Source organism: Pseudomonas sp. PB101, assembly GCF_009764265.1.
Lineage (GTDB): Bacteria > Pseudomonadota > Gammaproteobacteria > Pseudomonadales > Pseudomonadaceae > Aquipseudomonas.
On sequence record NZ_RWIR01000053.1, the window covers coordinates 95,182 to 107,415 of the forward strand.

The 12,234-nt window shown below is 59.6% G+C and carries 7 protein-coding genes and 1 pseudogene; 6 read left to right on the plus strand and 2 right to left on the minus strand.

Features of this window, described 5'->3' with window-relative positions:
* Positions 1 to 101 precede the first annotated feature (101 nt).
* From EI969_RS16590 to EI969_RS16605, 4 genes are all read left to right on the plus strand, one after another.
* Complete coding sequence (locus EI969_RS16590; protein WP_160388734.1) at positions 102 to 1,175, plus strand: YCF48-related protein; 1,074 nt, start codon at positions 102 to 104, stop codon at positions 1,173 to 1,175.
* A gap of 28 nt (positions 1,176 to 1,203) precedes the next feature.
* Positions 1,204 to 3,696, plus strand: a complete 2,493-nt coding sequence (locus EI969_RS16595; protein ID WP_160388735.1) for an RND family transporter — start codon at positions 1,204 to 1,206, stop codon at positions 3,694 to 3,696.
* 7 nt (positions 3,697 to 3,703) lie between these two features.
* Positions 3,704 to 5,482: an acyl-CoA dehydrogenase C-terminal domain-containing protein gene (locus EI969_RS16600; RefSeq protein WP_160388736.1), complete on the plus strand. Its 1,779-nt coding sequence runs from the start codon at positions 3,704 to 3,706 to the stop codon at positions 5,480 to 5,482.
* Positions 5,483 to 5,554: 72 nt separating this feature from the next.
* On the plus strand, positions 5,555 to 7,675 hold the full coding sequence (locus EI969_RS16605; RefSeq protein ID WP_160388737.1) for a 3-hydroxyacyl-CoA dehydrogenase NAD-binding domain-containing protein: 2,121 nt from the start codon (positions 5,555 to 5,557) through the stop codon (positions 7,673 to 7,675).
* Positions 7,676 to 7,996: 321 nt separating this feature from the next.
* Here EI969_RS16605 and EI969_RS16610 read toward each other — a convergent pair whose 3' ends face one another.
* On the minus strand, positions 7,997 to 9,370 hold the full coding sequence (locus EI969_RS16610; protein ID WP_059182761.1) for an IS1182 family transposase: 1,374 nt from the start codon (positions 9,368 to 9,370) through the stop codon (positions 7,997 to 7,999).
* Positions 9,371 to 9,693: 323 nt separating this feature from the next.
* Here EI969_RS16610 and EI969_RS16615 point away from each other — a divergent pair.
* Positions 9,694 to 10,095: pseudogene (locus EI969_RS16615) on the plus strand (DNA/RNA non-specific endonuclease); the annotation flags it as partial.
* Between the two features lie 17 nt (positions 10,096 to 10,112).
* Here the strand turns inward: EI969_RS16615 and EI969_RS16620 are convergent.
* Positions 10,113 to 11,027, minus strand: coding sequence for a LysR family transcriptional regulator (locus EI969_RS16620; protein WP_160388738.1), 915 nt, complete (start codon positions 11,025 to 11,027; stop codon positions 10,113 to 10,115).
* A gap of 86 nt (positions 11,028 to 11,113) precedes the next feature.
* Between EI969_RS16620 and EI969_RS16625 the strand changes: the two genes are divergently transcribed.
* The gene (locus EI969_RS16625) at positions 11,114 to 12,175 is read left to right on the plus strand and encodes an LLM class flavin-dependent oxidoreductase (protein WP_160388739.1); all 1,062 of its coding nucleotides are present in this window, start codon (positions 11,114 to 11,116) and stop codon (positions 12,173 to 12,175) included.
* Positions 12,176 to 12,234: the final 59 nt, after the last annotated feature.

The following is a 12,234-nucleotide window of genomic DNA, read 5'->3' on the forward strand; positions in this document are numbered from 1 at the left end:
GCGATAAAGCGCCCAGATGATTCACACCCTAACTGGGCGCCTGACTCCAGCGCCGGGTGCGCCTTGCGCGCCCCAGCGCAGTTTTCTCAAGAGGATGCAGTATGGGTTCTTACAAAAAGTGCCTGTTGCTGGCACTGGGCGCCTCACTGGTTCTGTCACAGGGAATCGCCCAGGCCACCAACTTCATTGACGTGCTGGACCAGCCAGCCAGGCTCAGTACCCTGGCCGTGCGCAGCCCTTTGCTGGCCACGGCCCGCGCGGGTGATCGGCTGGTCGCTGTTGGGCAGCGTGGTCACATTCTCTACTCCGACGACTCCGGCAAGAACTGGCTTCAGGCCAGTGTGCCGGTCAGTGCTGACCTCAATGCCGTCTCGTTTCCTACGCCACAACAAGGTTGGTCCGTGGGTAGCGATGGTGTCGTGCTGCACAGCAGCGATGCCGGCGCAACCTGGAGCAAACAACTCGATGGCCGCCAGATCGGCGACTTGCTGGTCAAGCACTACAGCGCGCTGGCCCAGGCAGAACCTGGCAATGAACAATGGCCGCAGCTCGTCGAAGACGGCCAGCGGTTGACGAAAGAGGGCGCCGACAAGCCGCTGCTCGACGTCTGGTTCGCCAATGACCAACTCGGTTACGTGGTGGGTGTATTCAATCTGATCCTGCGCACTGAAGACGGTGGCAAGCACTGGACCCCGTTCCAGGACCGTATCGATAACCCGCAGGGTCTGCACCTCAATGCCATCGCCGCTGCCGGCGATGCGCTGTTCATCGCCGGCGAACAGGGCTTACTGCTCAAATTCGATGACACGCAGCAGCGTTTCCTGGCTCTGCCAACACCTTATCAAGGCAGCTTTTTCGGTGTGGTCGGCAAGCCTGGCGAAGTCCTGGTCTACGGGCTGCGCGGGCATGTGTTTCGCAGCACCGATGGCGGCGCCAACTGGACCCCACTCAATACGGGGCTGCAAGTGAACATCACCGCCGCCACCCTGGACACCGACGGCCATTACGAGCTGTTTACCCAGGCCGGGCAACGGTTGGTCAGCCAGGATGGCGGGCAAGGCTTGAAATTGATGGCTCAGCAAAACCCGTCACCGGTTGCCGGCGCCGTTCAGGCAGCCGACGGTACATTGGTGTTGGTCGGCAACCGTGGTGCGCGCGTGCTTTCACAAGAATAAGAACTGTATCAATTCGAGGTACCCAGACATGGGCAATATCCAACAAGACACGATGCCGGTGATTTGCAACTTGCAAGACTTCGATCGAAGTTCCGGAAACCGGCTGGAAAGGTGGGTCTTCAATCACCGCCCCCTGTTCATGTTGCTCATGGCAGTGATCACCCTGGTACTGGGTTACATGATGGCGACCCGTCTCGAGCTGCGTCCCAGCTTCGAGAAGATGATTCCGCAGAGCCAGCCGTACATTAAAAATTTCCTGGAGAACCGCAAGTCTTTGCGCGGCTTGGGCAGCTCGGTGCGGGTGGTGGTTGAAAACACCGAAGGAGACGTCTTCGACCCCGATTACCTGAACGTGCTCAAACAGGTTAACGACGAGCTGTTCCTCACCGAAGGCGTCGACCGCGCATGGATGAAGTCGCTGTGGAGCCCGTCGGTACGCTGGACCGAAGTCACCGAGGAAGGTTTCCAGGGTGGACCGGTGATGCCCGACACCTATCAGGGTACGCCTGCAGATATCGAACAACTGCGCGAGAACATCAACCGCTCCGGCATTGTCGGTAATCTGGTAGCCAGCGACTTCAAGTCCACCATGTTGATCGTGCCGTTGCTCGACACTGCTTCGGCAACCGGACACAGCGTCGACTACCACACATTCGCCAAGAAACTTGAAAGGCAAATGCATGACAAGGAGGGCTCCGGCAAATACAAGGTCCACGTGATCGGCTTCGCCAAGTTGGTCGGCGACCTGATTGACGGACTGATCCAGGTAATGATGTTTTTCGGCCTGGCCGTGGTCACCTCGCTGGTGATCATCTACGCCTACACCCGCTGCGTGCGCAGCACCCTGCTGGTAGTTGGCTGCTCGCTGATCGCAGTGGTCTGGCAGCTGGGCATCGTCGCCTGGCTGGGTTATGCGATAGACCCGTACTCGGTGCTGGTGCCGTTTTTGATCTTCGCCATCGGCGTGTCCCACGCCGCGCAGAAAATGAACGGCATCATGCAGGACATCGCCCGCGGCACCCATAAACTGATCGCCGCGCGCTACACCTTCCGCCGCCTGTTCATCGCCGGGGTCACTGCGCTGTTGGCCGATGCCGTGGGTTTTGCGGTGCTGATGCTGATCGACATCCCGGTGATCCAGGACCTGGCCATTACCGCCAGTATTGGTGTCGCGGTCCTGATCTTCACCTCTCTATTGCTGATGCCGGTCGCGCTGTCGTACGTCGGCGTTGGCAAGAAGGCCGCCGAGCGCGCCTTGAAGATCGACAGCCGCGCTGCAGCGCATCGTGGCTTCGGAAAATTGTGGGACTTGCTCGACCGCTTCACCACTCGCAACTGGGCTATCGGCACTGTACTAGGTGCCTTGGTGTTGGGTATTGCCGGTTTCGCCGTCAGTACGCATCTGAAGATCGGCGACCTCGACAGTGGTGCTCCGGAGCTGCGTGCCGACTCGCGCTACAACCGCGATAACGCCTACATCACTGGCCATTACGCGCTGTCCAGCGACCTGTTCGCAGTGATGATCAAGACTCCGCCAGAGGGCTGCCTGAATTATCAGACGCTGGTCCTGGCCGACCGCCTGGCCTGGGAACTGCAGCAATATCCGGGAGTGCAAGCGACCTCATCGCTGGTCAATGCGGTGCGCCAGATCACTGCCGGATCTTTCGAGGGCAACCCCAAGCTCAATAACATCCAGCGCAATCAGGACGTGTTGAACTACGGCGCGCAACAGGCCTCGGTCAATGCGCCGGAGCTGTTCAACAACAACTGTTCGGTCATGCCGGTCATTGCCTACCTCAAGGACCACAAGGCCGAAACCCTGGATGCGGTGGTCGCCATCGCCGACAAGTTCGCCAGGGAAAACAGCACCCCGGATCGCCAGTTCCTGCTGGCCGCCGGAACTGCGGGTATCGAGGCGGCAACCAATATCGTGGTGCGTGAAGCCAATCACACCATGCTGCTGTACGTGTACCTGGCGGTGACGCTGTTCTGCCTGATCACCTTCCGCAGCTGGCGCGCCACGCTGGTGGCGCTTTTGCCGCTGGTACTGACCTCGATCCTCTGCGAGGCCTTGATGGTCGCCATGGGCATCGGCGTGAAAGTCGCCACCTTGCCGGTTATTGCCCTGGGTGTGGGTATCGGTGTGGATTACGCGCTGTACCTGCTCAGCGTGCAGTTGCATTACCAACGCAGCGGTATGCCGCTGTCCGAAGCCTACCGCAACGCCGTGGCCTTCACCGGTCGGGTGGTCGGCCTGGTCGGCATCACGCTGGCTGCCGGTGTGGTGAGCTGGGCCTGGTCACCGATCAAGTTTCAGGCCGACATGGGCATCCTGCTGACCTTCATGTTCCTGTGGAACATGCTCGGCGCGCTGATCCTGATTCCGGCCCTGTCCTACTTCCTGTTGCGTGGGCCCTCGCTGAACCGTCGTATTGCGTCGGCTGAATCGGGGAGACAAAGCAGTGATAGCGACAATTCCAACAAACCGGGCGTGCCACATGCCCTCACAATGTCCGAGTAAGCCAATCATGTCTGTTTACAAAGCCCCCCTGCGCGACATGCGCTTCGTTCTCAATGAAGTTTTCGAGGTGTCCAGACTTTGGGCTCAATTGCCCGGGTTGGCCGAGGTGATCGACGAAGAGACGGCAGCCGCGATCCTTGAAGAGGCCGGCAACATCTGCACAGATATCATCGCTCCGCTGTTGCGCAGTGGCGACGAGCAAGGCTGCACCTGGAACGACGGTGAAGTGTCCACGCCGGACGGTTTCCCGGCAGCCTATCGTGCCTTTGCCGAAGGTGGCTGGGGCGGTGTCGGTGGCGATCCTGAGTTTGGCGGCATGGGCATGCCCAAGGCGATCTCCGCCCAGATTGAGGAAATGGTCAACTCGGCCAATCTGTCGTTCGGTCTGTACCCAATGCTGACGGCGGGTGCCTGCCTGGCACTCAAGGCCCACGCCAGCCAAGAACTCAAGGAACGCTATCTGCCAAACATGTACGCCGGCACATGGACCGGTTCGATGTGCCTGACCGAGGCCCACGCCGGCACCGATCTGGGGTTGATCCGCACCAAGGCCGAGCCCCAGGCTGATGGCAGCTACACAATCCGCGGCAGCAAGATTTTCATCAGCGGTGGCGAACACGATCTGAGCGAAAATATCATCCACCTGGTACTGGCCAAACTGCCGGGTGCTCCCGCCGGGGCAAAAGGCATTTCGCTGTTTTTGGTGCCGAAGGTGCTGGTCAATGGTGACGGCTCGCTGGGCGATCGTAACGCGCTGTCCTGCGGCTCCATCGAGCACAAGATGGGCATCAAGGCCTCGGCCACTTGCGTGATGAACTTTGACGGCGCCACCGGCTGGATCGTCGACGCGCCGAACAAGGGGCTGGCGGCGATGTTCACCATGATGAACTACGAGCGTCTGGGCGTCGGTATTCAGGGTCTGGCACAAGGCGAGCGCTCCTATCAGAACGCCGTCGAGTATGCCCGCGAGCGTATTCAGAGCCGTGCCCCGACGGGTCCGCAGGAGAGTGAAAAAGCCGCTGATCCGATCATCGTGCACCCGGACGTGCGCCGTATGTTGCTGACCATGAAGGCCTTGAATGAAGGCGGCCGTGCGTTCTCCAGCTACGTGGCCCTGCAACTCGACACGGCCAAGTACAGCGAAGACGAAACCGCCCGCGCACGCGCACAGGAACTGGTCGCGTTGTTGACACCGGTGGCCAAGGCGTTTCTCACCGACATGGGCCTGGAAACCACGTTGCACGGTCAGATGATCTTTGGCGGCCACGGCTACATCCGCGAATGGGGCCAGGAACAACTGGTGCGCGACGTGCGCATCACCCAGATCTACGAAGGCACCAACGGCATCCAGTCGCTGGACCTGGCCGGACGCAAGATCGTCGGCAGCGGCGGGGCGCTTTACCGCTTGTTCGCTTCGGAAATCCGTCACTTCACCGCCAATGCCTGTGCCGATCTCGGCGAGTTTACTCAGCCGCTGAACGCAGCTGTCGATACCCTCGATGAGCTGACTGCCTGGTTGCTGGATCGGGCGCAAAACACCCCGAATGAAATCGGCGCCGCTTCGGTCGAGTATCTGCACGTGTTCGGCTACACCGCGTACGCCTATATGTGGGCGCGCATGGCCAAGGCGGCCATGGGCAAACAGGCCGAGGATGATTTCTACGCCAGCAAGATGGGTACGGCACGCTTCTATTTCGCTCGCGTGCTACCCCGTATCCACTCGCTCAGCGCCTCGGTCAAGGCCGGCAGTGACAGCCTCTATTTGCTGGATGCCGCACAGTTCTGAACATGATCAGTTTCAGGAAGAACCAACTGGGTGAAGACAGCTTGTTTGCTTCATCCGCCAGAGAGATCACCTATGAATAGCTTAATCAATTATCGCTGCGAAGGACCGCTGGCCTTGATCGGCCTTGCCAGTGCTCCCGTTAACGCTCTCGGCCAGGCGTTGCGCGAACAATTGCTGGAGGCCTGTGAACGCGCCGCCGCGGACGCCAGCGTGAAAGCGATTATTCTCCACGGCGAAGGTTCTGTGTTTAGCGCCGGCGCTGACATTTCCGAGTTTGGTAGCCCGGCGTCCTTCGCAAAGCCGGACCTGCCAAGTTTGCTGACCCGTCTGACCGAGTTAGACAAACCGTTAATCGCCGCTATCGGTGGGCTGGCATTGGGCGGGGGGCTTGAGCTCGCCATGGCCTGCGGCTACCGGGTGGCTGAAGCCGGCGCGCGTATGGGCCTGCCGGAAATCAAGCTTGGCTTGCTTCCCGGTGCTGGTGGTACGCAACGTTTGCCGCGTCTGATTGGCGCTGCGGCAGCGCTGAAATATATTTTGTCCGGCGAGCCGATCGGCACCCATCGAGCACTGCTGCTGGGGCTGCTGGATTGGGTGGCACCGACCGCGGATAGTTTGCTCGAAACGGCCAAGACACTGGCATTGGCACTGATTCACAGACAGGCGCCGGGCCGCCCGTGCCGCCCGAACTGGCCGCACCCAACCCCGGGTACAGCCTTGCTGCCGGGTTATTTCGCCGACTATCGCGCGGCGAATCAGTCGCGCTGGAAAGGCCAGAGCGCGCCGCAACGGGTGGTGGCGGCGATTGAAGCAGCCTGCAATCTGCCGCTGGCCGAGGGCCTGGCCCGCGAGGGCGAGCTGTTCAAAGAGGCCGAGGCTTCCACCGAGTCCGAGGCCCTGCGCCATGTGTTCTTCGCCGAGCGTGAAGTCGGCAAATTGCCGGGGTTGGACACCGGCACGTCGATCCGTCCGGTCAACCGGGTCGCGGTCATTGGTGCTGGCACCATGGGCGGCGGGATTGCCATGAACTTCGCCAACGCGGGCATGGCGGTGACACTATTGGAACTCAGGGCCGATGCCCTGGAGCGCGGTCTGGCGCTGATCCGCAAGAACTACGAAACAAGTGTCGAGCGCGGCAAGCTCAACTCCGAGCAGATGGAGCAGCGACTGGCGCTGATCCACGGCACTCTGGATTATGCCAATATCGCCGACGCTGATCTGGTCATCGAGGCTGTGTTCGAGGACCTGGCAACCAAGCAGCAGGTGTTTCGTACCCTGGACGAGGTGTGCAAGGTCGGCGCGATTCTCGCCAGCAATACCTCGACCCTGGATGTCGACGCAATTGCCGCTGTTACGCGCCGTCCACAGGACGTCGTCGGTCTGCATTTCTTCAGTCCGGCCAATGTCATGCGCCTGCTTGAAGTAGTGCGCGGCGCAGCCACGGCCGCCGATGTCCTGGCCACGACGCTGAAAGTGGCCAAGCGCATTGGCAAGATCCCGGTGGTTTCCGGAGTGTGCTTCGGCTTCATCGGCAACCGCATGCTCGAACCTTACTCACGCGAGGCGCACCGTCTGCTTCTGGAGGGTGCCACGCCTGCGCAGGTTGACAATGTGCTCACCCGTCTTGGCATGGCGATGGGCGTCTTTGCCATGCACGATCTGGCGGGTATCGATGTCAGCTTCCTGGTGCGCGAGTCGCGCCGCGAGGTCATTGCCCACGACCCTGACTACTGCAAACTCGCCGATGCGCTTTACGCACTGGGCCGTTTTGGTCAGAAGACCCACCGCGGCTATTACATCTACGAAGGCCGCGAGCGCAGGGATGACCCTGAAGTGATCGCTTTGGCCGAGCGCATCGCAGGCGAACTGGGCATCCAGCGTCGCACTATCAGCGATCAGGAAATCCATGACCGTTGTGTGTTGATGCTGGTTAACGAAGGTATCCAGCTTCTTGATGAAGGCATCGCCCAGCGCAGCAGCGACATTGATCTGGTCTGGATTAATGGCTACGGCTTCCCGGCCTGGCGCGGTGGCCCAATGCACTACGCCGAAGGGTTGGGACTTGCACATGTGCTGGAGCGTATCGGTCATTACCGAGAGGTACTGGGTGCCTATGGAGCCATGTGGTTCGAGCCAGCACATTTGCTGGAGCGCCTGGTCGCATCTGGCAAGACCGGCGTCGAACGTATGTGATCTTTGCGGCCATTGGCGGCCATCGCAAATTGGCTGCCATTCGCGCTGATCGTCCGTATTGTTACCCGTAGAGGTTCCGTTAGTCCCTACTAGTAGCGCTAAATCAGATGCAAGCCTCGGGCCTGTCTTAGCCGACTCGCTTGGCGATTTGAACGTCTGCTTTTGGCCGATTCTGTTGAAAAAGTCGAATTTTCAGATCACCTGAACTCAGGCACGGCCAGAGAACCTACTCACCACATTGAGTGGTTTCTCGGCCCTTCGTTGACCATTGTTGCTTTGTTATTGGGTTAATTTGAGGTTTTTGGCTTAGTGCAGGCGCACCTATCCCGGGGCTGGCGGCCCTTGGGATGTAAGTTTGGCCAGTCGACGCAGGTTCTGTACCGCAGCCGCCAGTGTGAACTCATCGGTCGCGCCGCTCATGCCACGTAGTCGCAAGCGATCCAATTTCAGGATGCGCTTGAGGTGGGCGAACAACATTTCGACCTTCTTACGTTCGTGGCGAGAGCGCACGTACTCCGGCGTCGCCGCGATGCGTCGAGCGACATCACGAGCGGCTTCATGAACGCTGCGAGCGATCTTGCGAAACGACGTGTTCGGGCAGCACTTGGCTTTCATCGGACACGTCGCGCAGTCAGTCTGTCTGGATCGGAAGATGATGGTGTTGGCTTTGGTGACGTGCGAACGCTCGTTCTTGAAGGCTCGCCATTCGCTACGTAATGCATTGCCAGCCGGGCAGCAGTATTCCTCAGTCTCTTCATTCCAGCGGAAATCGTTGCTCGAAAAACTGTCGTTCTTGCGTTCGGTTTTGTCCCACACCGGCACATGTGGCTCGATGTCCTTTTCCTCCACCATCCAGGCCAGCATCGGCGCGGTACCGTAAGCGGTGTCGCCAATGAGGCGTTCCGGCTTGATGTCGAACTGCGCCTCAACGCGATCGATCATCGTCTTGGTGCTCTCGACTTCTGCGGTTCGATGAGCCGGTGTGGGTTCCACATCCATGATCACGCCGTGCTCGGTATCGATCAGATAATTCGTGGAGTAAGCGTAGAACGCTGGGCCACCTGGAGCTGCGGTCCAGCGGGCTTGAGGATCAGTCAGCGATAGACGCTTCGGTAGCGTTTCGGCCAGAGCCTCTTCATCGAGTGCCTCAAGATACTCACGCACGGCGCGGGTGCTCAGGGCCGGATCGCTCCAGTTGACCGGTTCATCACCCGGTACACCGCGCTGCCGACTCGCATCCGCTTTGATGATGCTGGCGTCCACGGCAAAGCCTTCGCCCTTGACCAGACCGGCGTCCATGCAACGACGCAGCACTTCATTGAACAGCCAGCGAAACAGATCGCTGTCCCGAAAACGGCCGTGTCGGTTTTTGGAAAAGGTCGAGTGATTGGGGACTTCATCTTCAAGGCTCAATCGGCAGAACCAGCGATACGCCAAGTTCAAATGGGCCTCTTCGCACAACCGCCGCTCTGAGCGTATGCCGTAGCAATAGCCCACGATCAACATGCGGATCATCAATTCAGGATCAATCGACGGGCGCCCAATCGGGCTGTAGAAGTCGGCGAGGTGATGGCGCAAATCGCTCAGATCGAGACACCGATCAATGCTGCGCAGAAGGTGATTGGCTGGGATGTGATCTTCAAGGTTGAACGAGTAAAACAGTCGCTCCTGCCCACTCGATAACTGTCCCATCATGCTGTGTGATCCCCCGCCGGCCAATGAAGCAATTTTGCCGCAGGCCAGACAGGGGAGCTACTTTTTCAACAGAATCGGCCGGTTGTTGCCCGTCGCCACCGGCAGCAAGCGAGAGCTCTCTGCCGATCATAGTTACTAAGTGTGCTGGTCAAATCTGATGCAATCGGTGGTCAGATCGAATGCAAACTCCTGGTCAAGTGCAATGCAAACGAGTGGTCAGCGCCGATGCAATCAGGTGTTCAGTGGAGTGCAATTTCGCAGCTAGGCTCATGAATAGGTAAGAACAACAGCAAACATTGAGTATGAACTCCTGCCGGGTATTTCATCAATCGCCGGCAGCCGACGCACCGAACCCCAATGCAATGGCCCAGTCCTTTGCGCTGTCGAACATGGTGCCGCAGGACCCGACCAACAACCGCAAGATCTGGAGCAAGGTCGAGGCGGATGTGAGGAAGTTTGCCAAGCGCGCCGAGGGCAATGTGTTTGTCTTTACCGGCCCGCTCTTCGACCCGGGCTACTCGACCATCGGCGACAACCAGGTCTGGGTGCCGACGCGCCTGTTCAAGCTGGTGTACGACGCCTCGTCAAAACGGGCCTGGGCCTACGTGCTGCCGAACGCAGAAACCCGTATCCAGAAGCCGATGGACTACGACGCTTTCGTCAAGAGCACCGGGCTCAAACTGCTCGGCAACCTACCTGTCACAGGTACCGCAGGGCGTACCTGATGGCTGGATACGACGCATCAGGACCGAATGGACTGCTTTACTCGTTCTCGTAACCACAGCAGGCCGGGGTCGGCATCGTAGCGAGTGTGCCAATACGCCACCAGTTCGGGTTGAGGAAACTCAACGGGTGGCTCATGGCAACTGAGTCCGAAGTTGTCGGCGAAAACCTGAGCGATCAATTTCGGTAGATTGCAGATGTAGCCCGTTTGCGCGGCGATCACCGGCATCGCCATGAAGTTCTGCACCAGTGCGCCGATGCGTCGTTCCAGGCCCAGCGAAGTGAGCGTCCGGTCGATGATGTTGCCATTGCGTTGATGCAATTCGATCATCACTTGTGGCCGCTGAAGATAGAGCTCCAGGGGGAAGCGCCCTGGCGGAACGCCTTCACGCGCCCAGATCATCGTCACCAGCTCGATGACGGTGATCTGCTCATGGCGCAGCCCGGCGCCAAGCGTCATGGGGGTATTGATCACCAGATCGATTTCGCCGCTTTCCAGCATCGCCGACAAGACGTTGGTCGCCGGCAACGGAACCACTTCGATCATCACGCCCCGGGCTTCGAGGGACATGTGCTGGATCAAGCCCGGCAGGATCAAGAACTCCACGAAATCACCGGCGGCGATGCGGAACTTGCGTTGCGTCGTGGCGGGCATGAAGGCGTCACCGCCTTGCAACGCCTGATCGATCTTTTCCAGCGCTTCGCGCACCGGGGCAATCAACTCGGCCGCTCGTGGCGTCGGCACCAGGCCGCTGCTGCCCAAGACGAACAATTCGTCGTCAAGGCGTTCACGCAAACGGCGCAATGCATGACTGACGGCCGATTGGCTCAGCGCCAGGCGCTCGCCCGCGCGCGTCACGTTGCGGGTGTCCCACAGCGTGGAGAACACCACCAGTAAATTCAGGTCGAGTGTCTTGGTATTTATATTGTGCATACCTTGAATGTTACATATTCATTTCCCCCATTGTCGAGGGTTTGATTTAGTGCCTCCCATCGTTCATTAGCGCGAGTGCACAAATCATGAATAACAATAAAAAGATTCAATTCGGCTGGTTCATCCCGACTCTGGGCGACACCACTGCGTTCAGCGATCCGAGCAAAAACATCCCGCAATCCATGGAGCATTTCGAGCGAGTCGCCCTGGCCGCTGAAGATGCCGGTTTCGACTATGTGCTGGTGCCGGTCACCCCTTATTGCTGGGATGCCTGGGTCACGGCCTCGTTCCTGATCGCGCGGACGACAAAACTCAAGGCGCTGATTGCGGTCAAGCCCGGCATCATCCATCCCTTGGCGCAGGCCAGGATGTTCTCCACTTTCGACCAACTGTCCCAGGGGCGTATCTACGTCAACCTGATCGCCGGTCTCAGCGAAAAAGACGCCTACGCCGAAGGCTCGATTGTCTCCAAGGAGGCACGTTACGAGCAGCTGGAGGAAGAGGTCGAGCTGATGAAACGCCTGTGGACGGAGGAGGGGGTCGAGTACAACGGCAAGTACTATCAGGTTCACGGACCGCGCAAGACCCTGGAGAATTTCCAGCAGCCACACCCGCCATTCTTCCTCGGCGGCGGTTCGGCGCAGGCCGCGGAAATTTCCGCCAAGCACTCGGCCGTGCATCTGTTCTGGGGTGACTACCCGGAACGTATCGCCGAGCAAATCAAGGAAATGCGCGAGCGCGCCGCCAAGTACGGCCGTGGCGAGGAAATCGAGTTCGCCATGCGCCTGCAGATCATCTGCCGGGAAACCGAAGAAGAAGCCTGGGCGGCGGCAGACGCGTTGGTCACGGGTGCCGATCCGACCTGGCTGTCCGAGGTCAAGACCATGATGGCGGAGTCGGTGGCCAACCAGCGGCAGAAGGAATTGTCCCAGACCGTGGGCCGCAAGATGACCCCGCACCTGTGGACCGGCATCACGGAAGTGCGCCCCGGTGCGGGTGTCGCCGTGGTCGGCAATCCGCAGCAGGTCGCGGATCAATTGTTGGCGTTCGTCGACGCAGGTTGCAGTGGGTTCTGCCTTTCCGGCTACCCGCATCACGAAGAAGCCGAGCGCTTTGGCCGTCTGGTCATGCCACTGCTGAACCGCTGAGCCTCTCTGAACCCAAGTCGACAATTCGCTGCCGCTCGCCGGCAGCGATGGAGCACGCC

Bases quoted from the DNA above. Each gene is read 5' to 3' on its own strand.
- EI969_RS16590 (WP_160388734.1), top strand. From the start codon at position 102: ATGGGTTCTTACAAAAAGTGCCTGTTGCTGGCACTGGGCGCCTCACTG.
- EI969_RS16595 (WP_160388735.1), top strand. From the start codon at position 1,204: ATGGGCAATATCCAACAAGACACGATGCCGGTGATTTGCAACTTGCAA.
- EI969_RS16600 (WP_160388736.1), top strand. From the start codon at position 3,704: ATGTCTGTTTACAAAGCCCCCCTGCGCGACATGCGCTTCGTTCTCAAT.
- EI969_RS16605 (WP_160388737.1), top strand. From the start codon at position 5,555: ATGAATAGCTTAATCAATTATCGCTGCGAAGGACCGCTGGCCTTGATC.
- EI969_RS16610 (WP_059182761.1), bottom strand. From the start codon at position 9,370: ATGATGGGACAGTTATCGAGTGGGCAGGAGCGACTGTTTTACTCGTTC.
- EI969_RS16620 (WP_160388738.1), bottom strand. From the start codon at position 11,027: ATGCACAATATAAATACCAAGACACTCGACCTGAATTTACTGGTGGTG.
- EI969_RS16625 (WP_160388739.1), top strand. From the start codon at position 11,114: ATGAATAACAATAAAAAGATTCAATTCGGCTGGTTCATCCCGACTCTG.